The sequence below is a fragment of the Paractinoplanes polyasparticus genome (assembly GCF_019710575.1).
Taxonomy (GTDB): domain Bacteria; phylum Actinomycetota; class Actinomycetes; order Mycobacteriales; family Micromonosporaceae; genus Actinoplanes; species Actinoplanes polyasparticus.
Genome location: NZ_JAHWFK010000008.1, coordinates 113309 through 136746 on the forward strand (window position 1 = coordinate 113309; position 23438 = coordinate 136746).

The following is a 23438-nucleotide window of genomic DNA, read 5'->3' on the forward strand; positions in this document are numbered from 1 at the left end:
ATGCGGGAGGCCCTGCGCGGCCTGACCACGCGCGGCCGCTCCTTCCTGGCCGCGGCGGCCGCGGCCGGCATCTCCGCGATCATCCTCGGCGAACGTGACCTGCTGCGGGTGGCGATCCTGCTGGCCGCGCTGCCGTTGCTGGCCGCCGCGTACGTGGGCCGGAGCCGCTACAAGCTGGCCTGCACCCGCTCGCTCGACCCCGGCCGGGCTCCGGTCGGCTCGAGCGCGCGGGTGATCCTGCGCCTGCAGAACATGTCCCGCCTGCCCACCGGCACGCTGCTGCTGGAAGATCGTCTGCCGTACGCGCTGGGCAGCCGTCCCCGGGTGGTGCTGGAACGGCTCGGCGCGCACCAGGCGAGCAGCGTGGCCTACACGGTGCGGGCCGACGTGCGGGGCCGCTACCCGATCGGCCCGCTGGTGATCCGGCTGACCGACCCGTTCGGCCTGTGCGAGCTGACCCGCTCGTTCCCGAGCGTCGACCGGCTCACCGTCATCCCTCAGGTGGTCACCCTTCCGGCCGTCCGGCTGGCCGGCGAGTACGCGGGCACCGGCGACAGCCGCGCCCGGTCGGTCGCCGTGCACGGCGAGGACGACGCCGCCACCCGCGAGTACCGGCGCGGCGACGACCTGCGCCGGGTGCACTGGCGCTCGACGGCCCGCACGGGCGAGCTGATGGTGCGCCGCGAGGAGCAGCCCTGGGAGAGCCGGGCCACGGTGGTGCTCGACACCCGGGTCTACGCCCACCGCGGCGAGGGGCCGACGGCCAGCTTCGAGTGGGCCGTCTCGGCCACCGCCAGCATCGCCATGCACCTACGGCAGGCCGGCTACAAGCTGCGGCTGGTCACCGGCTCGGGGGTCGACATCGACGCCGCCGAGGCCACCGGTGAGGGCATCATCCTCGACAGCCTGGCCGACGTGAAACTCGCCCAGAACGGCGACATCTCGACGCTGGTCGAGCAGGTCCGCCGCCGCTCCGACGGGGGCCTGGTGATCGGCATCTTCGGCGCCCTCACCGTGCCCGAGGCCGAGCTGCTGTCCCAGCTGCGCGGCAACGGCGCGACCTGCATCGGCTTCGCGATCGACAGCTCGACCTGGGTCAACCTGGCCCCCGGCGAGCGGCAGGAAGCCGACCGTGAGCATTCCGCGGCGGCGCTCGCACTGGTGCACAGCGGCTGGCGCTCGGTGCCGGTCGTGCACGGGTCGACGCTGCCCGCGCTGTGGCCGGCGGCGGCGCGGGGCTCCAGTGGCTTCGCGTGGCGCGCGGCCATGGCCGAGACAGTGAGTGGAGTGAACCGATGAGCGGCCGGCGCCGTCTCGGGCTCGTCGCGGCGGGGGCCACCCTGCTCGCGGCGGCGCCCATCTCGTCGATCTTCGACAGCTACACGTGGCTCATGCAGTGCCTGCTGACCGTGGGCCTGATCGCCGGCGCCGCGGTCGGCGCCCGGACGCTGCGCTTCCCGGCCTGGGCCCAGGCGCTCAGCATGATCGTGGTGCTGCTGTTCACGCTGACCTGGCTGTTCGGAAGCGGTGAAGAGTTCCTCATCCCGACGCCGTCCACGTTCAGCCACTTCGCCGAGCTGTTCACCCAGGCCGGGCAGGACACCCGCTCGTACGGCGTGCCCGTGCCCGACCGCGACGGCCTGCTGTTCGTCACGGTGCTCGGCATCGGGTCGGTGGCGATCGCGGTCGACCTGCTGACGGTCGTGGCGCGCAAGCCGGCCCTGGCCGGTCTGCCGATGCTGGCGATCTACTCGGTGCCGGTCGCCGTCTACGTCAACAGCGTCCCGGTGCTGCCGTTCATCGTCGGCGCCATCGGCTTCATGTGGCTGCTGGTCAGCGACAACATCGACCGGGTACGCCGGTTCGGCCGCCGCTTCACCGGCGACGGGCGCGACGTCGACGTGTGGGAACCCTCCCCGCTCGCCTCGGCCGGGCGCCGCCTGGGCGCCGTCGGCGTGGTTGCGGCCGTGCTGCTGCCGCTGCTGGTGCCGACGATCAGCGGCGGGTTGCTCTCCCAGCTCACCCAGAACGGCTCCGGGGTGGGCGTCGGCACGGGCAACGGCAGCGGCGGACGGATCAACCTCTTCGCCTCGCTCAGCGGTCAGCTGAGCCAGACCGAGGTGGTCGAGCTGGTGCGGCTCAAGACCGACGAGAGCACGCCCTACTACCTGCGCTTCGGCGTCGCCGACCAGCTCACCGACAACGGCTTCGGCAGCACCACCCCGACCGGCGAGAACATCGCACAGGGCCTGCCCGACCCGCGCACCGGCACCGCGGGCGGGTCGTTCGCCGAGCACCGGGCCGAGGTGCAGATCAGCGACAAGCTGCAGCAGGGCATGCTGCCGGTCTACCAGAACACGGTGGGGCTCGACGGGCTCCAGAACGGCTGGTACTTCGACGACAACCAGCAGGTCGTCTACTCCAACCGGCGGTCGACCAAGGAGCTGACCTACAACTTCGAGTACGTGCGGGCCCGCTACACCCCGGCGCTGCTGCGCCAGGCCGAGGAGCTGAACCCGGACGACCCGATCGTCAGGCGGAACACCACCCACCCCGACGACGCGGCCGTCGCGACGCTGGTGAAGCAGCTCACCGCGGGCAAGCAGACCGAGTACGACAAGGTGCGGGCGCTCTACGAGCACTTCTCGACCCGGAACGGCTTCACCTACCGGCTGTCGACGCAGCCCATCGCCAACAGCTCCGAGATCGCGTCGTTCCTCCAGACCAAGGTCGGCTACTGCCAGCAGTACGCGGCGGCGCTGGCCTGGATGGCGCGGGAGGCCGGCATTCCGGCACGGGTGGCGTTCGGCTTCACCCGGGGCGAGAAGGACGGTGACACGTACGTCATCACCAACCGCAACGCCCACGCGTGGACCGAGGTCTACCTGAAGGGCTTCGGCTGGATCCCGTTCGACGCCACCCCGGCCGCGAACGTGCCCGGCGCGGCCCGGTCCGACTTCGCCCCCGACGTCGACCTGCCGGTGCCGTCCAGCACGGCGTCGGAGACGGCGGCAGCGCCCGACGCCGACCCGTCGGCGGCCGCGGGCGGCGTGGAGCGGCCGGACCGTCCCGACTTCAGCGACCAGAGCGCGTCCGATTCGTCCGGGTCGACCGCGGGTATTCTTTCGGGCACCGCGCTCGTTGTCATCGGCCTGGCCGCGCTGCTCCTCGCGCTGCTGCTGGTGCCGGCCCTGCGAAGGGTTCTGACGCGTCGGCATCGGCACGCGGTCACCGTGCCCCGGCAGCCGAAGGTCACCTCGCTGGAGGGCCCGGCCGACATCGTGGTGACGGCCGAGACCGTGAAGGCCCGGGCCGACGCGCACGCCGCCTGGGACGAGCTGATGGACACCATGGTCGACTTCCGGATCCCGATCGACCCGACCGAGACGCCCCGGGTCACGGCCCAGCGGCTGGTCACCGACGCGGTGCTGCTCGAAGAGCCGGCAGCGGCGGCGACCCTGCTCGGCGCGGCGGAAGAGAGGGCCCGGTACGCCCGCAAGCCGCTCGAGGGCGGCGAGCTGACGGTGGCCCTCAACCGGGTGCGCAAGGGACTGGCCCGGTCGGCCAACCGGCGGACGCGGATCGTGGCGGTCCTGATGCCGCCGTCGGTGCTGATGCGCTGGCGGCTGGGGCTGGCCGAGGCGTCGGCCAGGCTGGTCACCGCCAGTGGCCGGGTGCGCGACGTCCTCGCCAAGGCCAGCCCGCGACGGCTGCTGCCGCATCGCGGTCGCTGAACTCTGGGGTTCACCGATGCCGCTCCCTCCTCGCGAGGGGGCGGCATCGCCGTCGCCGGCCCGTGGTCAGAATTCGCGGACGTCGTGGGCCATGCGGCGGGAGGCGGCCAGCACCTCGTAGGCGCGGGCGATCACGGCGTCCCGGCGACTGACCGGGCGGGTCCGGGGCGGCGCCGTCACGCCGGACGGGCCGCGACGCTGACCGCTCAGAGCAGCGAGGGTGCCGGTGTCGACCAGCACCTGGGCGACGGCCGGGCTGGGGTGCAGCAGGCGCAGGGTGCGGCCCTGCACGCGGGCGTCTTCCTCGCAGTTGACCAGGGCGTTCACGACGGCGGCGTCGATGAAGGTGACCCCGGCGACGTCCAGCGCGACCGCGCGGTGCCCATCGGCGAACGTCGCCTCGACGAACCCGATCAGAGTGTTGCGATTGTCGCGGTCGAAGGCGCCGCGGGCGGACAGCAGCGCGTCACTGCGGTTGGAGTTGGTCAGGGCGATGGTGCCCTGCGGTGTCGGCGTTTCCTCGGCATCCATGCCATCCCCTGCCGGCAAGCTGGCCTGCTTCCACCGTTCATCGTTACCCGGATCGGCCGAAGGGACTACCCGCGAAGCGAATTTGGCACGTGAGGAAAACCCGACACACGAAAAGCCCGATGGCGGCCTGAGGCCGCCATCGAAGAGCTTGTGCAGGGCGCCGCGGCTGGGGTTGCTGCGTCCCCGGTCAGCCGCGGGCCTGTTTGTCGGTCAGCGGTGACCTTCGGGGCGCTGGCGCCAGCGGTCCTCGAGGCGGTCGAGGAAGCCTGACTTGCGGGTCTGGCGGGTGCGACGCGTGGCGGTGCCACCGACGGCCTGCAGGTCGGGAGCCGAACCCTTACGGCGCGACTGCATGGCGAACGCGGCGGCGCCCAGCATGACAACGAAGCCCGCGACGCCCAACGGCGTCGTGCGGCTCACCGTGCCATAGACGACCAGCGCTAGGCCGAGAACGATGACGAACGCGGCGACGAGGAGCCGGCGTCGCGCGTGAAAACGCGGGTCGCTGGCCCGCACAGCCGAGGCGAACTTGGGGTCCTCGGCAAGCGACCGCTCGATCTGATCGAACAGCCGCTGCTCGTGCTCCGAGAGCGGCACGGCATTCCTCCCCGGGCGCAAATCCAACCCCCCAGGCGGGGTCGGGGTAACACTAAGGTAAGTGGCGCGGGACAGCCGTCGGCTGCCTTACCGAGCAAGTCTACGAGGGGCTTGGCGGGTCGGAAAGCGGGACGACCGTCGAGTGCGGGTGATTTTCGGTTCTGCGCAGGTCGCTTCGTCCCAAAAGACTGGCCGGAGAGAGCCCGCCCGGGCCGAAACGGGCGACGACAGCGTCGCGCGCGGCCTCCGCCTCCCGCCAGCCACGTTCCGGCTCACCCAGGCTGAGCTGCCGCGATGTGGTCGCGGCAGGCGTGAGCCCCTCGACCCGCACCCCGACGAGGCGAATATGTTCGCGGGCGCCGAGCGCGGTGAACAACGACCAGGAAATCTCAAATATCTCGCGGGCAACATCGGTGCTCGTGTGCACCGTGCGCGACCGGTTGACCGTCCGGAAGTCGGCCAGACGCACTTTGATCGCCACCGTCCGGCCGACGACGCCGGCCGCGCGCAGCCGGGCGCCGACCTTGTCGGCCAGGGCGAGCAGGCTCTTGCGGATCACCGCCGGGTCGGCGACGTCGGTGTCGTACGTCATCTCGGCGCCGATCGATTTCTCTTCCCGTTCCGGGCTGACCCCGCGCGGATCGCGCCCCCAGGCCAGCTCGTGCAGGTGGACGGCGGCCGCTTCGCCGAGGGCGCCGCGCAGCATGCCGACCGGCGCGTGCGCGATCTCGCCGACGGTCGTCAGGCCGAGGCGGCGCAGGGTCTCGGCGGCCCGCTCGCCGACGCCCCACAGCGCGTCGACCGGCAGCGGGTGCAGGAACTCGAGCACCAGCGCGCCCGGCACGACGATCAGCCCGTCGGGCTTGGCCCGGGTGGAGCCCAGCTTGGCCACGAACTTGGTCGGGGCGACGCCGACCGAGCAGGTGAGCCGCTGCTCGTCCTGCATGCGCCGCCGGATCAGCCCGGCGATCTCGGTGGGGCTGCCCAGCAGGCGCCGGGCGCCGGCCACATCGAGAAACGCCTCGTCGGACGAGAGCGGTTCGACCAGCGGTGTCACGTCGCGGAAGATAGCCATGACGGCCCGGGAAGCCTCGCCGATGGCCGGCCCGTCGACCGGCAGAAAGACCCCCCGCGGGCAGAGCGCCCGCGCGCGGGCGGTGGGCATGGCGCTGCGCACCCCGAACCGGCGCGCCTCGTAGCTGGCCGAGCTGACCACCCCGCGCGGCCCGACGCCACCGACGATGACCGGCCGGCCGCGCAGCTCGGGCTGAGCCCGCACCGCGACCGAGGCGAAGAACGCATCCATGTCGACGTGCAGAATCGTGCAGCCCGCGTCATCGGCGCCCGGGCCGAAACGCGGGTCGCGCCCCTTCGGCACCGCCTGGCTGCGTCCCACGTCAGGAGGCTAGCCCCACCCTCCGACAAAAACGGATCACCACCGCTCAGCGCGTGTTCAGCGGGCGATGAGCAGGGGGATTTCCATTTCGGCGGCGGTGACTGAGGCGTGGTAGGCGATCAAGCGGCCGACCGTCGGGGGTTCCCAGCCGCCGGCCAGGGCGATCGTGCGGCCCTGGCCGATCACGGCGATGTCGCCGATGCGGTCGCGGTGGTCGGCGGGCACCGGGCCGAACCAGCCGGCGTCGACTGCCTCGTCGCGGGTGAGGACCCACGCTGCTTCGCCGAAGACGCCGCGCCAAGTGGTCAGCACATCGTCCACGGCGCCGGGGGCGGTGTAGAGGTAGCGGACGCGGGGCTCTCCGGCGACACCGATCACCCCGTTGCGCAATTCCGGAATGTCAGCCATGTCGAAACGTGCGTCAGCCGGCACGTTGAGCTGGCCGTGATCGGCCACCACCAGCAGCGCGGATCGCGGCGGCAGCCCGTGCACCAGCCGGTCGAGCAACGCCTCGACGCCACGCGCGGCCTCCCGCCAGCGGGGTGAGTCGACGCCGTCGCCGTGACCGTGGTGGTCGAGGTCGGCGTGGTACCCGTAGACCAGGGCCGGACCGGTCGCAGCGGCCAACGCCGCGAGCATGTGATCGGCCAGCGCGTCCTTGTCCTTGGCGGGCACGTAGGAGGCCCCGCGATAGGCCGACACCGTCAGCCCGCTGCCCTCGAACTCCGGCTTGCTCACCACGGTCACCTCGACCCCGGCCGCGGCCGCGAGCTCGAACCGGGTCGGCACCGGCTGCCACTGGGCCGGATCGGGGTCGTGCTTCCACTGGATGTGGTTGAGCACCCGCCCGTCGGGACGCTTCGTGGTGAAGCCCAGGATGCCGTGCGCGCCCGGCGGCACACCCGTGCCGAGGGTGACGAGGCTGACCGGAGTGGTCGAGGGGAAGCCGGCCGTCAACGTGCGTCCCCGCCCGGCCAGCTCGGCCAGGACCGGGGCGTACGGGGTGATGATCGGCAGTTGATGGGCCCCGAGCCCGTCGACGAGCAGCACCGCGATGCGCTCGATGCCGTCGAGTTCGCCCCGCAGCCCGAGCGCGTCGTGCGCACCGGGCACGCCGAGCACCGCCGACACGCTGGGCAGCACGTCGGCCAGACTGCCCGACCCGTACGCGGGCCGCACGGGCTCCAACGCCGACGACGGCAGATGATCGGCGGGCACGATCAGCGGCGCGGTCGTCACGACGTCCGCCAGGCAGGAACGGGCGCAACCGGCAACCCGGCGCTACGCAGCCCGGCGCGGGACGACCCGGCGCCATCGGATCGGGCGCTGAGCGACGCAGTGGCGGGCGGCCGGGCGGTCACGGCTTGCGGGCGAAGAGGTGCAGCTGAGAGGCGATGTCGCGGAACGGCGGGCGGGCGGACAGCTCGAGTTCGAGGTCGAGCAGCGCCTGCGGATCCTCCTCGACGACGGCTGCCGGCAGCAGGTCGGCCAGGACGCGTACGCCATGGGTCTGTTCGATCGTGAGGCCGGCCGTGGTGAGCAGGGCCGTGGCGCTCTCGGCGTCGTACCGGCGGCGCAGCGTGTCACGCGCCCCGGCGCGGCCCTCGGGGTCGGCCGCGACGGCGCCGGCCGCCCGCAGGTGGCCGTTGATCGCCCGGCCCAGGATGGCCGCCGCACGGCCCGCCACCAGCACGCTGACCGCGCCGCCGGGCCGCAGCGCCCCGGCCATCGCCGCCACCACGCCGGCCGGGTCGTCCACGACCTCGAGCACGGCGTGGCAGAGGATCAGGTCGACGCTGCCCGGGGCGACCAGGCCGGCCAGCGCGTCGCCGTCGCCCTGCACCGCGCGGATCCGGTCGGCGACCCCGGCGTCGGCTGCCCGGCGGGTGAGCGCGGCCAGCGCGTCGGGGCTGGCGTCGACGACGGTGACGGTGTGTCCCGCCTCGGCCAGCGGCACGGCGAAGCCGCCGGTGCCGCCGCCGACGTCCAGCACGGTCAGCTCACGGTCGGCGTGCCGTTCCAGCTCGCGGCGCAGCACCGCCCAGACGGCGGCGGTGCGGGCGGAGACGAGCGGGCGCGCTGTCCGCGTCGATGCGTTGTCCACACGGGCAGAGTAACGGCAGCCGGGTGCGGGTTTCAGAACCGGAACAGGTCCCCGGTGGCGCGGCGCATCTCGCAGGTGTTGCCGAAGCGGTGCGTCCAGCTGACCTCCCGGCCCTGCCAGGTGCCGCTCAGCGTGGCGGTGACCGGCTTGTAGAGCAGGATGCAGGCCGTGGTCGTGTGCTTGATCCGGCTCGGGTCGCCGCCGGCCTGATCGAGGGTGGCGCAGGCTCGCACCGCGTGGGGGTGGCCGCCGCCGGGCGGGTCGCAGGCGAGTTTGACCGCCATCGCGAAGCCGGCGTCGGCCATGTAGCTGACGGTGAGGTTGTCGGAGGTGGGGCGGGGCGGGGAGCCGTAGGTGGGCGGCGGGTCGGGCACGGGCCCGATCAGCGCGGCGGCCAGCAGAAGTGGAAGCATGCCACTAAAGGTACAAAATAGGGCGAAGCCACTGTTCAGCGGAAGTCTCTCGATGCGGGCGACACCGGCGGGGTGAGCGCCTCGAGCCGGTCCGCGACCAGGTTGAGCACGCCCTCGGCGCTCTCGAGCCGGCCGCGCACGATCAACGCCGAACTGGTGCGGGCCACCCGCCGGTAGCGCTGCCACAACCCCGGGGAGCAGGTCACGTTCAGCATCCCGGTCTCGTCCTCCAGGTTCACGAAGGTCACCCCGCCCGCGGTCGCCGGGCGCTGCCGGTGGGTGACGATCCCGCCCACCCGGATGCGGGTGCCGGCCTCGACCCGGCCCAGCTTCGAGATCGGCAGGGCGCCGGCCCGGTCGAGCTCGGCCCGCAGGAACTGGGCCGGGTGCGTCTCGGGCGACAAGCCGGTGGCCCAGACGTCGGCGACCAGCTCGTCGACCGCGCTCATGCCGGGCAGCATCGGCGCGTCGGTGCCGGTCACCGTGCCGGGCAGGCGGTCGGGCCGGTCCTGCGCGGCCGCGCCGGCGGCCCACAGCGCCTCGCGCCGGGTGAGGCCGAACCCGGCGAAGGCGTCGGCCGTGGCCAGGGCCTCGAGGTGGGTGGTGGAACATCCCGTACGCCGGGAAAGGTCGGTCATGCTGCGGTACGGCCCGTTCGCGCGACGCTCCTGCTCGATGCGTTCGGCCAGATCCTCGCCGAGCGTCCGGATGCTGGCCAGACCCTGCCGGACGGCCGGACCGCCCAGGCCCCAGGCGTGCGGCGGCTCCCCTGGCAGCGCGCCCCACCGGGTCTTCGGCGTCGACTCGAGAGTGGCCTTGGCGTCGCTCCGATTGATGTCGGGCCGGCGCACCTCGACCCCGTGCCGGCGGGCGTCGTCGACCAGCGACTGCGGCGAATAGAAACCCATCGGCTGCGCGTTCAGCAACGCCGCGCAGAAGGCCGCCGGGTGATACCGCTTGAGCCACGCGCTGGCGTACACCAGATAGGCGAAGCTCATCGAATGGCTCTCCGGAAAACCGTAGTTGGCGAAGGCGGAGAGTTTCAGGAACAGGTCGTCGGCGAGCTCACCGGTGATCCCGTTCCCGGCCATCCCCTCGTACAGGCGCCTCTTGATTTTCTCCATCTTCTCGACCGACCTCTTCGAGCCCATCGCCCGCCGCAACTGATCGGCCTCGGCCGGGTCGAAGCCGGCCACGTCGATCGCCAGTTGCATGAGTTGCTCCTGGAAGAGCGGCACACCGAGCGTCTTCTCGAGAGCATTGCGCATCAATGGATGCGGATAGGTGACCTCCTCCAGACCGTTCTTGCGCCGGATGAACGGGTGAACCGAGCCGCCCTGGATCGGGCCGGGCCGGATCAGCGCGACCTCGACCACCAGGTCGTAGAACACGCGCGGCTTGAGCCGGGGCAGAGTCGCCATCTGAGCCCGGCTCTCCACCTGGAAGACGCCGACCGAATCGGCCCGGCAGAGCATCTCGTAGACCTCGGCGTCGGTCAGGTCCATGGTGGAGATATCAAGATCGGATTCCAGCATTTCGTACGCGTATCGCAGCGCGGAAAGCATGCCGAGCCCCAGCAGGTCGAACTTGACCAGCTCGATCGCCGCGCAGTCGTCCTTGTCCCACTGCAGCACCGTGCGGCCCGGCATGCGCCCCCACTCCACCGGGCACACCTCGATGATCGGGCGGTCGCAGATCACCATCCCGCCCGAGTGGATGCCCAGGTGGCGGGGGAAGTCCTGCACCTGGTTGGCGAACTCGACGACCTGGGCCGGGATGTCCTCGACGTCGACCGTGGCCACGCTCCCCCACCGGTCGATCTGCTTGCTCCAGGCGTCCTGCTGGCCCGGCGAGAACCCGAACGCCTTGGCCATGTCGCGCACCGCCGACCGCGGCCGGTACGAGATGACGTTCGCTACCTGGGCCGTGTGCTCGCGGCCGTACTTGCGGTAGACGTACTGGATGACCTCCTCACGCCGGTCCGACTCGATGTCGACGTCGATGTCGGGTGGGCCGTCCCGCTCCGGCGCGAGGAACCGCTCGAAGAGCAGGTTGTTCGCCACCGCGTCCACATTGGTGATGCGCAGCGCGTAGCAGACCGCGGAGTTGGCGGCGCTGCCCCGGCCCTGGGCGTAGATCTTCTGCTCGCGGCAGAAACGGACGATGTCGTACACGACCAGGAAGTAGCCGGGGAAGCCGAGCTCGTCGATCATCCTCAGCTCGTACTCGATCTGCTCGTAGGCCCGGGGATGCGCCTGGGGCGGGCCGTACCGGTCGCGGGCGCCGCGCATGGTGAGCTCGTGCAGCCAGGTCATCTCGGTGTGCCCCTCCTCGGGGATCTGGAAGTCGGGCAGCCGCGGCGCGATCAGATCGATGTCGAACGCGAGGCCCTCACCGAACATCGCCGCGTTGTCCACCGCCCCCGGATAGGCCGCGAACCGGCGGGCCATCTCGTCGCCGCTGCGCAGGTGGGCGGTGCCGGCCGCGGGCAGCCAGCCGTCGATCTCGTCGAGGCTGCGGCGCGACCGGACCGCGGCCAGGGCGGTGGCCAGCCGGCGGCGGGCCGGGGTCGCGTAGTGCACGTTGTTGGTGGCCACGACCTCCAGGCCGCGGCTGCCGGCCAGGGCGAAGAGTGCGTCGTTGCGGTCGTCGTCGTACGGGTCGCCGTGCGAGGTCAGCTCGACCGCCACGTTCGGACGACCGAAAAGGGCGACCAGGCGGTCGAGTTCGGCCGCCGCGGCGTCGATGCCCCCGGTCGCCAGCGCCGACGGGACCGGCCCCTTCCGGCAGCCGGTGAGGATCAGCACGTGGTCGCGCAGCGTTTCGGCGATGTCCTCCAGATCCCCGTACTCGGGCTTGCCCTTCTCGCCGCCGGCCAGCTGCCCCCGCGACAGAACAGCGGCCAGGCGGGCGTACCCCTCGTGGCCGTGGGCGAGGGCGAGCAGGTGGCGGCCCTCGGGGTCGGCCTCGCCGTTCTGCGGCTTGCTCAGGTCGAGCGACAACTCGGCGCCGAAGATCGTGGGCAGGCCGAGCTCGCGGGCGGCCTGCGAGAACCGCACCACGCCGTAGAAACCGTCGTGGTCGGTGACGGCGAGCCCGTTCAGACCCAGGCGGGCGGCCTCCTCGGCCAGTTCCTCGGGGTGGCTGGCGCCGTCGAGAAAGCTGAAATTCGTGTGGCAGTGCAGTTCGGCGTACGGGGTGACCTTCTCCCGGCGCACCAACGCGGGCGCCTCGTACGGTTGCCGCTTGCGCGACCAGGCCGGCGAATCGCCCCCGTCCCCGTCGACGGCCAGCGGGTCGACGACGGGCTGCAGGTGCCGCTGCTCCTTGGCCCCTCCGGAGAGCGTCTTCTCCAGATCCGACCAGGACATCTTGGGATTATGAAAGCCCATGGCTCTGTCCACAGTCCCGGGTTGTCCACAGACCCCACACCCCGATCTTGCCAACTGCGCGATAATGACCAGTGGGGGCTCCCCCAGGGAGGGCGGGGTCGGATCGGCGGACGATCTTGGTGCGAGCGGTCGGATTCGGCTCAGTCATAGATGGCCTCCACCGCCCAATGACCGGCAGCCAGGCTCAGCAACAAAGCGCGGCCATCCTGCAGTGTTACCTGGAAGCGCGCCCGGCGCCGCGACTCGGCCGGAGCCCACCAGCGCTCCTCGACCGGCCATGGACCGGCCCAGCCGGTGATTGCCACGGGGTGGGCGCGCTCGATGATCAGGGCCGCGGGGGCGCCGGTGAGTTCCAGCCGGGCGCTGACCCCCACGGTCTCGCCCATGCCGTCGAGCACCACCGCGGCCAACGGCCGGGCCAGCACCAACGCGGGCGCGGGTTTGGGCAGCCGGCCGGGCCAGGGCGGCAGCACAGGAGGCTTGACCGTCCGCTTGCGACGACGGCCGTCGTCATGTCCCTGCTCCTCCGGCCCGGTGATCGCGAGCGTGGGCTCGGTGTGGGCGGCCAGCACCGGATGTGTCCGGACGCCGGGCACCGGATCGGAGTGGGGCGCGGCGGGGCGGTGAGGGTCGCGTTCGTCGCCCCACGGAACCAGGCGGATCTGGTCGTCGGCGTTGCGCCCGCCGCTGAACACGGGCGTGACCACCGACTCGGGGCCGAGCAGACCCTGCACGCGGCTGAAGGCCCGATGGGCCCGCTCGCGGTCGGCCCCGGCGTCACCCCAGAGGCCCGGCTGGAGTCCGAGGTGGACGAGCACGCCGTCCGGGACCAGGCGCAGCCGCACCAGGCCGGCGGTCGGACGGGCGGGGGCGCCGCGGCGGGCGCCGGTGAGCCAGCCGTCCAGCTGCCAGCGAACCCGTTCGGCGATGGCGGCCGCGGTCAGCATGCCGTCGTGGCGCCAGACGCGGTGCAGCTCCTGGCCGTTCGCGGTGACCGCCTCGATGCCCAGGCGGGTGCAGGCCAGCCCGTGCGCGGCCAGCTTGTCGTGCAGCCGCTCGGCCAGCGCCCGGCCGGCGAACGCGGCCACGTCCACCCGTTCCAGCGGCTCGTCGTAGGTCTCGGTGACCTCCAGGTCGGGCGGCGGCCGGCGCACCGCGAGCGGCCGATGGTCCATACCGGCCGCGAGCCGGTGCGCGAGCGCCCCGTCAAAACCGAACCGGGTCAGCACGTCCCCCGCCGGCAGCGCCGCGAACTCGCCCAGCGTCTTGAGGCCGAGTCGCTTGAGCAGGTCGGTCAGCTCGGGCCGCTCGATGGCCTCGACGGGCTGCCCCCGCAGGAAGCCGGGCGTCCCGCCGGGCGGGATCACCTGCCCGCCACGGGCCGCGAGTCCCGCCGCGAACACCCCTTCGGCGATGCCGACCTGGCTCTCCACCTCACAGGCCTGGGCGACCTGCTCGACGATCCGCTCGGCCGCGGCCTCCTCCCCGCCGAAATACCGGGACGGCCCGCGCGCCGAGAGCGCCAGCGCCCCCGGCCGGATCACCTCGACCCCGACCGCCACCTCCTCGACGGCGGCGACGACGGCTTCGAAGGCCCGCGCGTCCCGCCCCGGATCATGCTCGACGGCGACGACCTGCGGGCATCGGCTCTGCGCCTCCCTCCTGCGCAGACCCCTTCGTACGCCCTCCCGCCGAGCCGCCTCCGAGCAGGCGATCACCCGGTTCCCGAGCAACACGATGACCGGCTGCGCGGCCGGCGTGCCCAACACGATCTCCGCTGCGACAACCGGCCAGTCCGGGCACCAGACCACCATGGTCCGCCCACCCACACTCTCCGCCCCCACTCACATCACCGCCGGCCGATTCCCGCGGCGCTCGGCCTTCTCGGCCTTCTCAGCCGGGAATGCCAGCACCCGCCCACCATCCACATCAGACTTGACCTCCGGACCCGCGCCCGGCCGCACCGACTCGTCCGTGGCCGCCCCCGCAGACAGCGACAGCTGCGAAACGACGCCCGAACCCTCTGCCGAAACGGAAGCCGCCCACCCCGGACGATCCACACCGGCCCCCGGCGGCCGCGAAACAACAGCCGCCGAACCATCCGGCCCCGACCGATCCGCGCTCGCCGCCGAAGACATCGAATGCCGGGAAACGGCACCTGCCGAAACGGAGGCCGGTCGCCGACGATCCACACCTGCCGCTGAAGAAACAGCAGCCGCTGGGACAGAGGCCGACTCCGCACGATTCGCGCTCGCCGCCGGAGACGCTGCGGGAGCAGAGGCCGACGCCAGGCGATCCTCGCTCGCCGCCGGAGACAACGACCGCCGCGAAACAACCGCGACGGGAACGGAGGCCGGCCTCGGGCGATCCGCGCTCGCCGCCGGGGATGAGGGTGGTTGCGGGGAACCTGTGGGAACGGGGACCAGGTGAGGGCGGGTAGGAATGTCCACCGTGGACTGATTGGCTGGGGTCGGGCCGGTGGGCGGGGGCAGGGTCAGCGGGCGGATTGTGACGCCCGGCATCCACATGGTGATTTCCTTGGGGCGAGCCGCGGCGCCGCGGCCACGGGCCAGCACCCGCACCTGGCGGCGGCGCAGGCGGCCGTGACCCTCGTCGAGGCCTTCCCAGCGGCCCTCGAGGACGCGCAGGGTCACGTCGGCGCCGGACCAGTCGCCGTACGGCACCAGGACGCTCCCCCGCTGGCGGGCCCGCGCCACCAGGCGGGAGGCGATGGATGCGGAGACGCCGCCGGGCACAGCCAGCACGATGACGTCGACGCCGTCGATGAGGGCGGCCACCACGGTGGGCCAGTCCGGGCCGGGGTCGGGCACCAGGGCCAGTCGGTCAAGGGCGATGCCGCTTTCGGCGGCGGCGATCGCCCCCAGCGAGGGCACGCCGACCACCGCGCACCAGGAGCCAGTCCGGGAAGCCTCGGACAGCAGGGCCAGCAACAGGGACGTCCCGCCGGCGGCGGTGGCGGACTGCCCGGCGGACACCGCCACGGTGCTGCCGCGACGCAGCCCATGACCGGGCAGCAACGAGCTCAGCTCGGGCACCACCGGAAGCGTCCGGTGGAGACCCGCCGTCTCCGTCTCACCCGCCGCCCGAACCAGTTCAGCAAGGGCGGCCGCACCGCTGATCATGCGTCCCGCCATGTGTTGCCTCGCTCTGTTGCTCAGTTTCCCGCCCGCTCGCCACGAGCCGGCCCCGCCTCGGCCGCCCTTCCCGATTCGCCCGTCCGCCCTCCCGCACCTGAAGCCCACCCCGCGAAACCACCACCCGCGCACGAACGTCACCGCCCGCCGAACCAGACCTGAGGAACGGCCCGCGAAACCACGACTCGCACACGAACATCACCGGCCGCGAACCAGACCGGAAGGCCGCCCGCGAAACCACCAGCCGCACACGAACGGCGCCGCGCGAAACCCGATCTAAGGGCCGACCGCAAACCACACGAACATCACCGCCTTCCGCAGAACCAGACCTCCCTGATCACTACGCCACCGTCTCGGCGGCTCACCGCCGCGATCGATCAGCGCCGGAAACAATCAACGCCCGCTCGTCGAGAAGCCGGGCAGAGCCAGGCCGATCACTACGCCCCCGCCGCCCGGCGCGGCATCAGCGGCTCGCCGCCGAGAAACGAGCGACCCCAGGCACCGCCACGTCGGCGGCGTTCTCGCTGAGCATCGTCACCCGGTCGTTCTCGACGTCGGCGATCCGCGACGACGCGCGCGCCGCGGCCGCACGGTCCTCTTCGCCACCCACTACCTCTGCCACCGTCGGGCGCCGCCGGGCTGCGTCGGTGGCCACGGTGAAGTGGCACGGCGGGCACGACGACGAGACGCTCGCCGAAGTGGGTGGCGAGCGCTCTCGCCGGGTGTCGCCGACGGGGAAGCGGGAAGGTCGTCAGGCCGCCGGGCCGGACGGTCAGGCGGCCAGCGGGGGCTGGTAGGTCAGGCCCAGGGAGGACTCGACGACGGCCACGAACTGTTCGGCGGCTCGCAGCAGGTCGTCGGCCTCGCGAGGGCTCACCACGCGCGGGATGCCGGCCTCGGCCGCGGCGCGCTTGGAGGCGCCCAGGGCGAAATAGTTGGCCCACTCGCCGAAGTCGGGCGCGACCAGCACCAGCAGGGACCAGACGCTGGTCACCCGGCTGCGGCGGCTGGCCGGAGCGGGACGGGCCCGGGCCGCGAGCACGGCGGCCGCGGCGCGCAGGGCGGCCAGGTGGGCCGCGGCGTAACGCAGGCCGTCGGGGCCGGTGCGCGCCGCCTCGGCCAGACCCTCGCGGGCGATGGTCAGCAACTGGGCCGGGGTGCGCTGGGGCAGCATGTGCGCCGGCACGGTGGGTGCGTCGGCCCGGGCGGCCGCAGTCGGCGCGTGCGCCAGCCCGGGAACGACCGGGCTGGGAACAGCCAAGCCGGGAACAGCCGGACGGGGCGCAGCCTGACGAGGCACAGCCAGACCAGACGCGGCATAACCCGGCGCAGCCTGACCGGATGCGGCATAACCCGGCGCAGCCTGACCAGACGCGGCATAACCCGGCGCAGCCTGGCCGGATGCGGCATGACCAGGAGCGGCATGACCGGGTGTGGCCCGGCGGGGCGCGGCCTGATGAGGCACGGCGGGGCCAGATGCGGCCGGGCCGGGAGCCGAGGGGGCCGTGAAGGCCGGGGCGCGCGCGGGTGTGCGGGCCGGGGCCGGGCCGGAGGCCGACGGGCCGGGACGGGTGGCCGGGGCCAGGTCGGGAGCCGGCCAAAGGCTTGGCGCTGTGTGGCTCGCCATCTGTTTCTCCTCGCGTGTCTCGCATCCGACGTTCCGGGTCGAACCGAGGCGTCTGCGGAGGAAGGCGCAGCAGCCCGTGGTGGTGACCGGCCGGGTGTGAAGCTTCCCCACACCACACCCGGCCGGACCTGCCGGCGGGTCCGTCGTCCGCCACCCGGGGGTCGGGGGCGGCGGACGACGGTCCTGCCTTGTCTGAAGGCGCCGGGCCCGCGAATGCCCGGAGCCTTACGCGTGGCACTTCGCGGGTGCCACGCTCGGGAGCCGTGCCGCGAAACACCGCTCCCGTCGCCAGCCCGGAGGCTCGAACCTTCGAAGTTCGAAGGTGTTCGAACATCCGTTCTAACTACGGAGAAGACTAGCACTGACGTACGACAAAAATGCAAGACGACGAGGCCGGCCGGGCTCGGAAGAGTTCACACTGTGATGACGACCTTGGCCCGGGCGTGCTCCTCCTCCAGGTAGCGGATCGCCTCCGGCACCTCGGCGAGCTGGTAGGTGCGGTCGATGGCCGGGGTCACCCGGCCCGCCTCGGCCAGCTCGCGCAGCCCGGCCAGCAGCTCACGGCTCGGCGATGTCGCCGGCACCACGATCCGCGGGCCCGAGCGGGACAGCCTGGCCGCGATCTGCGCTCCGATGATCAGCCGCATCGGCCCGAACAGCTGGGCCCGCCCGCGGGATGTGCCCCCACCCGAGAGCACCAGCACCCCGTCCGGCGCCACCACCCGCCGCAGATCGTCCAGCGACCGGTTCCCCACCAGGTCGAGCACCACGTCGAAGCGGCGGCCGAGCCGGGTGAAGTCGCTCCCGGTGTAGTCCACGACCTCGTCCGCTCCGAGCGAGCGGACCAGTTCGACGTTGCGGGGGCTGCACACGGCCGTCACCGAGCCACCGAGCGCCTTGCCGATCTGGACGGCGAAGGTGCCCACCCCGCCCGAGGCCCCGTTGATCAGCACGCTCCGGCCGGCCCGCACCCGGCCCACGTCCCGCAGCGCCATCAGAGCCGTCCCGCCGGCCAGTGGCATCGCCGCCGCTTCGGCCCAGCTGAGCCCGGCCGGCTTGAACTCGATCTCGTCGGCCGGGGCGCAGACGTATTCCGCGAACGCCCCGTGCGCGTCCCCCAGGTCGCCGTACACCTCGTCGCCGGGCCGGAACCGGTCGACCCCGGCGCCGACCGACTCGACCGTCCCCGCGAAGTCGGTGCCCCGGATCCGGCGCCGCGGTCCGCGCGGGCCCATCACCGCGGGCAGCATCAGCCGGCCCAGTACGGGGTCGCCGCGCATCACGTGCCAGTCGCGAGCGTTGATCGAGGCCGCCCGCACGCGCACCCGCACCTCACCCAGGCCGGGTTCCGGCTCGGCCACGTCCTCGAGCGCCGGAACGCCGTACCTCTTCTGATAGATAGCCTTCATGGTGCTCAGCGTGCCGATCGCGGGCCGCCGGCTCATCGGAGCGGAGGCTGGAGCAGACCCGGCCCAAAGAAGGACCGGCGCCGGCCCAAAGTGCTAGGTGGATCACGCGGGAGCGAGGCGAGGTCCAGGTAATGGCTGACGGCGGCCGCAGAACGGCCCCGCGGCCGCCGTCAAGCGCGGGCTGGGCCACGCCGCAGCCCCACGTGAGCCACCAGTTAAGCCCTAAGGCCGGCCGGTGGCGCGGCCCGTCTCGTAGGCCCACATGGCGATCTCGACCCGGTTGCGAACGATGAGCTTGGCCATCAACGAGGTGATGTGGGTCTTCACTGTGCTCAGGCTGATGTGCAGCCCGGACGCTATCTCGGCGTTGGTGCGGCCACGGGCCACCAGCGCCAGCACCTCTTCCTCGCGGTCGGTCAGCGGGTCGACCGGTTGCGGGGGCGGCCCGGACGGGCCGGTGTCGGCGAACGCCTTGAGCAGGCGGGTGGTGATGCTGGGAGCGATCAGGGCGTCGCCCCGGGCGGCGGCGTGCACGGCCTGGCTGAGCAGGGCGGTGCCGGCGTCCTTGAGCAGGAAACCGCGAGCGCCGGCACGCAGGGCGGCGTAGACGTGGTCGTCGAGGTCGAACGTGGTGATGACGACGACGGCCAGCGGATCGGTGACGGCGGGGCCGGCCAGGCGGCGGGTGGCCTCGATGCCGTCCATGCCGGGCATGCGGATGTCGAGCAGGCACACGTCGGGGCGCAGCCGCTGGGCCAGTTCGACGGCGCGGCGGCCGTCGGGGGCCTCGCCGACGACGCGGATGCCGGGCTCGGCGTTGAGGATCATGACCAGGCCGGTACGCACGATCTCTTGGTCGTCGGCGACGACCACCCGGATGTCATCGGACATTCAGGCTGCCGCCCCGGTGCGCGGCAGCGCCGCGCTGACCGTCCAGCCGCGACCCGGGCCGGGGCCGGCCTCGCAGGTGCCGCCGAGCAGACCGGCCCGCTCGGCCATGCCGGCCAGGCCGAACCCACCGGCCGCGGAGGCCCGGGTGGCCTCGCCGTCGTCGCTGACATGCAGGCGCACCAGCGAACCGTCGGCGGCCACGCGGACCGTGATGCGGCTGGCGTGCCGGGCGTGCCGCCGTGCGTTGGTCACCGACTCCTGCGCGAGGCGATAGATGGCGGTGCCGACAGTGGCGGGCACGTCGTCCAGGTCGCCGGTCACTTCGACGGAAACCGGCAGACCCGACGGGGACGGCCCGGCCAGGCCGCGCAGTTCGGCCAGGCCGGGACTGGGCGACAGGTCGCCGGCCTGAGAGAAGCGCAATGCGCCCACCATCGTGCGCATCTCGGCCAGGGCGCGGGTCGCCTCGGCCTCGATGACCCGCAACGCCTCGACCGCCGCCTCGGGCTGCCGCTGGGCCACCGCGATGCCGGCCTGGGCCCGGATCGCCATGGCCGAGACGTGGTGGGCCACGGTGTCGTGCAGGTCGCGGGCCAACCGTTCGCGTTCGAGCAGCTTGGCCTCGCCGAGCCGGCGCTCGAGCAGCCGGGCGCGGTAGCGGAACGTCGTGGCCAGCGCGAACGCCGCGATCATGGCCACGAACCCGAGCAGCATGTCGGAGACGCCGATGTGGCCGAGGGCGGCCGCCACCGAGATCTTGGCGAAGATCAGCGCGGCGCCGGCCAGCGCCTCGCGCCCGGAGCCCCAGCGGAACAGCGCGTACGGCAGGATCAGCAGATAGGCCAGCGTGCCGTTGCCGGGATCGCCCCAGAACAGGCAGACCAGGAACGCGATCGCGACCATCAGGAACGGCCGGGTGCGGCGCCACAGCAGGGTGGGGGCCAGCACGAGCCCGAGGATCATGCCGGACCAGGCCGCGGTCAGCACTCCCTCGAGCACGGTGGCCACGACGACCACGCCCAGGAGCACCCAGTCGCGCCGGAGGCGAGCCGGCGCGCCAGGCGATCGGGGCTCGAGCCACACCGAGTGGAGAGTCTCACGCACGCCACGATCGTACGAAGGAAGCCCGGCAACCGGACCCGCCTAAAGTACGAGTCGTTTCTCGAAGGCGAGCTGGTTGTACGGCGACGAGTCGTCGGACTGGACCTCGCGGTAGCCGCCGGCCCGGTAGAGCGCGATCGCCTCCGCGAGAACCGAGTGCGTGCCCAGCCGGATCGACGTGATGCCGTGCCCGGCCGCGTCCCGTTCGAGCGCGGCCAGTAACCGCCGTCCCAGTCCGAGCCCTCGGGCGTCCGGGCTCACCCACACATGGCGGATCTCCGCGACCGGCCCGCTCCCCTGCCACAGCCCGCAACCGACTGGCCGTCCGTCCTCGCGGGCCAGCAGGAACGTGCCCTCGGTGAGAGCGCCGGGCGCGATCAGCGCGGCCGGGTCGTAGCCCTCGGGAAAGCGAAGGTCCAATTCCGCGGCGTACGCCTGCAGGCACGCGCGAGCCGGAGGCGCGTCATCCGGCACGGCCTCGATCGTGACGGTGGCCAGGCGCGTCAGTCGCCGGACCTGACCCTGAGCCTCGAGCAGCCGCTCCCGCTGCGCCGGAGTGAGCGGATCGAGCAGCGCGGCGACACTCTCGCGGGAGCGCGCCTCCAGGTCGGCCCGTTCCCGCTGCCCGGCCTCGGTCAGCACGGCTGTCCGCACCCGTCCGTCGGTGGGATGCGGGCCGACCGTGACCAGCCCGTCGCCGCTGAGCGAGCGCAGCAGCCGGCTGAGGTAACCGGAGTCGAGCCCGAGCCGGGAACGGAGCTCGCGCAGGCCGGCGCCGTCGCCGATCTCGAAGAGCAGCCGCGCCTCGCCGAGCGGACGCCGCTGCCCCAGGTAATGATCGTTGAGCACGCCGAGACGCTGCGTGTAGAACCGGTTGAAGTCACGCACGAGCTCGATCTGATCCACAATCTCTGACCTTAGTCAGAGAACGCCCAAGGAGGAACCATGAGCCGGACCGTGGTCGTCACCGGAGGCAGTTCGGGCGTCGGGCTGGCGGCCGCCGAACAGTTCGCGGCCGCGGGCGACCGGGTCGTGCTGGTCGGCCGCACCCAAGCACGCCTCGACGAGGCCGCAAAGCGCGTGAAGGCCGACAAAATCCTCAAGGCAGACTTCGAGGACTTCGATCAGGTACGCGATCTGGCCGCCCGGATCAAAGACGTCTACCCGAGGATCGACGTCCTGGCCAACAACGCCGGCGGCATGGTTCGAGCACTACCGCCGTACGACGGACGGCTTCGAAGCCACCATCCAGGGCAACCACCTGGCCCCGTTCCTGCTCACCCACCTGCTCCGCGACCGGCTCACCGGCGGCCGGGTGGTCAACACCGCCTCGCGGGCCCACATGCGGGCCGCCCCCGACCCCGGCGATCTCGTCGGCGACCCGGCCCGGTACCGCGCCTTCCCCGCCTACGGCGCGGCCAAGACCGCCAACATCCTGTTCGCCGCCGAGGCCGCCCGGCGCTGGCCCGAGATCACCAGCGTCTCGTTCCATCCGGGCGTCGTCCGCAGCAATTTCGGGGCGGGCAAGGCGACGCGGTTCTTCTACAAGTACGCGCCCTTCCTGGTCACGCCGGAGAAGGCGGGCGCACTGCTGGTCTGGCTGGCCACCACGGGCGACGTGCGTAACGGCGCCTACTACGTCGGGCACGAGGTCGCCAAGACCGCGCCCTACGCGAGCGACCCGGCCGCCGCGGCCGCGCTCTGGGCCGCCAGTGAAGAGGCCACCGGCGTACGGGAATAACGGAAAGTCCGGAAACCGAGGGCTTGTTCACCCGCCCCTGCCGCCGGAGCCTGCGGAAACGTACGGTCACGCCTCGTGCGGAAGACGGCGGCCCTCACTCTGCTCATCGTCACGGCACTGTGGACGGTGGGCCTGGACGACGCGCCCACCGGCCCGGCCGCGTGGGGGCGGCTGGCCGCGCTGTGGTCGGCTGACCTGCTGCTGATCCAGGTCGTGCTGATGGCCCGCATCCCGTGGGTCGAGCGGGCGTACGGCCAGGACACGCTCGCCCGCTGGCACCGGTGGACCGGCTTCGCGTCGTTCCTGCTGCTGGTGGCCCATGTCGTGCTCGCCGTCACCGCGTACGGAATGAGGGCCCCGGACCCGGGGATGCTGTGGGCCTACGTGGCTTTCGCCGCTTTGATCCTGGTCGTGGTCACCTCGGTGCGCCGCGTGCGCCGGCGGATGCGCTACGAGTCGTGGCACCTGCTGCACCTCTACGCCTACCTGGGCGTCGGCCTGGCCCTGCCGCACATGCTCCTGCTGGGCAGCGACTTCCGCTCGCCGGTGGCCCGCGCCTACTGGTGGAGCCTGTACGCGATCGCCGCGGGCTCGGTCGTCGTCTTCCGCCTCGGGCTGCCGGTGTGGCGGACGCTGCGGCACCGGCTGACCGTCGACCACGTCGACCCGGAGGGGCCCGGACTGGTCTCCGTCTATCTGCGCGGGCGGCGGCTCGACCGGTTGCCGGTCCGTGCCGGGCAGTTCTTCGTCTGGCGCTTCCTCGACGGCCGGGGCGGGCTGCGCGGTCACCCGTTCTCGCTGTCCGGGCCGCCGCGCAGCGACAGCCTGCGGATCACGGTGAAGGTGGTCGGCGACGGCACGTCGCGGGTCGCGGCGCTGCGGCCGGGCACGCGGGTGCTGATCGAGGGCCCGTACGGGCGGATGACCGCAGCCGCCTACGCCGGCGGCCCGGTGACGATGCTGGCCTGCGGAACCGGGGTGACGCCGCTGCTGGCGCTGCTCTGGGACCTGCCGTACGCCCATGGCCGGGCGACCCTCGTCTACCGCACCCGGCATCCGCACGAGGTGGCGTTCGGAAAGGAGCTGGAGTGGCTGGCCGAGCACCGCGGCGTGCGCCTGGTGCCCCTGGTCGGCCCGCGCGCCGAGCCCGGGTCGTGGCTGCCCGCCGAGTACGCCGACTACGACGACGCCCAGGCGCTGCGGGCGCTCGCCCCCGACCTCGCCGGCCACGACGTGTACGTCTGCGGACCGGACGCCTGGGCCGCGTCGGTGTTCCGGGCCGCTCGCGCGGTGGGCGTACCCCCGGCCCGCCTGCACCGGGAACGGTTCGGGTGGTGAGAATGGGCT

Annotated in this window: 17 protein-coding genes and 2 pseudogenes; 4 read left to right on the forward strand and 15 right to left on the reverse strand. The window is 72.7% G+C overall.

Annotated elements, in window-relative coordinates; all coding sequences use genetic code 11:
* Both KXC43_RS12200 and KXC43_RS12205 read left to right on the forward strand, forming a co-directional pair.
* Positions 1 to 1299, forward strand: a complete 1299-nt coding sequence (locus tag KXC43_RS12200) for a DUF58 domain-containing protein (RefSeq protein WP_221376129.1) — start codon at positions 1 to 3, stop codon at positions 1297 to 1299.
* Entirely contained in the window at positions 1296 to 3734 is a 2439-nt protein-coding gene (locus tag KXC43_RS12205) for a transglutaminase TgpA family protein (protein WP_221376130.1), read from the forward strand. Before KXC43_RS12200 ends, KXC43_RS12205 begins: the two co-directional genes overlap by 4 nt.
* A gap of 66 nt (positions 3735 to 3800) precedes the next feature.
* On the opposite strand, the gene KXC43_RS12210 is transcribed toward KXC43_RS12205, so the two are convergent.
* The 15 genes and pseudogenes from KXC43_RS12210 to KXC43_RS52670 all read right to left on the reverse strand — a co-directional run bounded on the left by KXC43_RS12210 (position 3801) and on the right by KXC43_RS52670 (position 21256).
* On the reverse strand, positions 3801 to 4265 hold the full coding sequence (locus KXC43_RS12210) for an STAS domain-containing protein (RefSeq protein WP_221376131.1): 465 nt from the start codon (positions 4263 to 4265) through the stop codon (positions 3801 to 3803).
* Between the two features lie 210 nt (positions 4266 to 4475).
* Positions 4476 to 4862, reverse strand: coding sequence for an SCO2097 family morphological protein (locus KXC43_RS12215; RefSeq protein ID WP_221376132.1), 387 nt, complete (start codon positions 4860 to 4862; stop codon positions 4476 to 4478).
* A 100-nt stretch (positions 4863 to 4962) separates the two neighbouring features.
* Positions 4963 to 6258, reverse strand: coding sequence for a DNA polymerase IV (dinB, locus tag KXC43_RS12220; RefSeq protein WP_221376133.1), 1296 nt, complete (start codon positions 6256 to 6258; stop codon positions 4963 to 4965).
* A 57-nt stretch (positions 6259 to 6315) separates the two neighbouring features.
* Positions 6316 to 7497 carry an alkaline phosphatase family protein gene (locus KXC43_RS12225; RefSeq protein ID WP_438870878.1) on the reverse strand — a complete coding sequence of 394 codons (1182 nt, stop codon included), beginning with the start codon at positions 7495 to 7497 and terminating at the stop codon, positions 6316 to 6318.
* A 118-nt stretch (positions 7498 to 7615) separates the two neighbouring features.
* The gene (locus tag KXC43_RS12230; RefSeq protein ID WP_221376134.1) at positions 7616 to 8362 is read right to left on the reverse strand and encodes a methyltransferase domain-containing protein; all 747 of its coding nucleotides are present in this window, start codon (positions 8360 to 8362) and stop codon (positions 7616 to 7618) included.
* A 32-nt stretch (positions 8363 to 8394) separates the two neighbouring features.
* Positions 8395 to 8775, reverse strand: a complete 381-nt coding sequence (locus KXC43_RS12235; RefSeq protein WP_221376135.1) for an SSI family serine proteinase inhibitor — start codon at positions 8773 to 8775, stop codon at positions 8395 to 8397.
* A gap of 35 nt (positions 8776 to 8810) precedes the next feature.
* Complete coding sequence (locus KXC43_RS12240; RefSeq protein ID WP_221376136.1) at positions 8811 to 12167, reverse strand: error-prone DNA polymerase; 3357 nt, start codon at positions 12165 to 12167, stop codon at positions 8811 to 8813.
* A 140-nt stretch (positions 12168 to 12307) separates the two neighbouring features.
* Positions 12308 to 13981, reverse strand: coding sequence for a DNA polymerase Y family protein (locus tag KXC43_RS12245; RefSeq protein ID WP_221376294.1), 1674 nt, complete (start codon positions 13979 to 13981; stop codon positions 12308 to 12310).
* A 579-nt stretch (positions 13982 to 14560) separates the two neighbouring features.
* A pseudogene (imuA', locus tag KXC43_RS12250) lies at positions 14561 to 15322 on the reverse strand (DnaE2-dependent mutagenesis accessory factor ImuA'); the annotation flags it as partial.
* A gap of 463 nt (positions 15323 to 15785) precedes the next feature.
* Entirely contained in the window at positions 15786 to 15977 is a 192-nt protein-coding gene (locus KXC43_RS12255; RefSeq protein WP_221376137.1) for a hypothetical protein, read from the reverse strand.
* A 117-nt stretch (positions 15978 to 16094) separates the two neighbouring features.
* Positions 16095 to 16496: an SAV_6107 family HEPN domain-containing protein gene (locus KXC43_RS12260; RefSeq protein WP_221376295.1), complete on the reverse strand. Its 402-nt coding sequence runs from the start codon at positions 16494 to 16496 to the stop codon at positions 16095 to 16097.
* An 866-nt stretch (positions 16497 to 17362) separates the two neighbouring features.
* Complete coding sequence (locus tag KXC43_RS12265) at positions 17363 to 18358, reverse strand: NAD(P)-dependent alcohol dehydrogenase (protein ID WP_221376296.1); 996 nt, start codon at positions 18356 to 18358, stop codon at positions 17363 to 17365.
* Between the two features lie 222 nt (positions 18359 to 18580).
* A complete protein-coding gene (locus tag KXC43_RS12270) occupies positions 18581 to 19249 on the reverse strand; it encodes a response regulator (RefSeq protein ID WP_221376138.1) in 669 nt (222 codons plus the stop codon).
* The gene (locus KXC43_RS52665; protein ID WP_221376139.1) at positions 19250 to 20353 is read right to left on the reverse strand and encodes a sensor histidine kinase; all 1104 of its coding nucleotides are present in this window, start codon (positions 20351 to 20353) and stop codon (positions 19250 to 19252) included.
* 39 nt (positions 20354 to 20392) lie between these two features.
* Positions 20393 to 21256, reverse strand: a complete 864-nt coding sequence (locus KXC43_RS52670) for a GNAT family N-acetyltransferase (protein ID WP_308129056.1) — start codon at positions 21254 to 21256, stop codon at positions 20393 to 20395.
* A gap of 39 nt (positions 21257 to 21295) precedes the next feature.
* Between KXC43_RS52670 and KXC43_RS12285 the strand changes: the two are divergent.
* Both KXC43_RS12285 and KXC43_RS12290 read left to right on the forward strand, forming a co-directional pair.
* Positions 21296 to 22091, forward strand: a pseudogene (locus KXC43_RS12285) (SDR family NAD(P)-dependent oxidoreductase).
* Positions 22092 to 22166: 75 nt separating this feature from the next.
* Entirely contained in the window at positions 22167 to 23429 is a 1263-nt protein-coding gene (locus KXC43_RS12290; RefSeq protein WP_221376140.1) for a ferredoxin reductase family protein, read from the forward strand.
* Positions 23430 to 23438 lie beyond the last annotated feature (9 nt).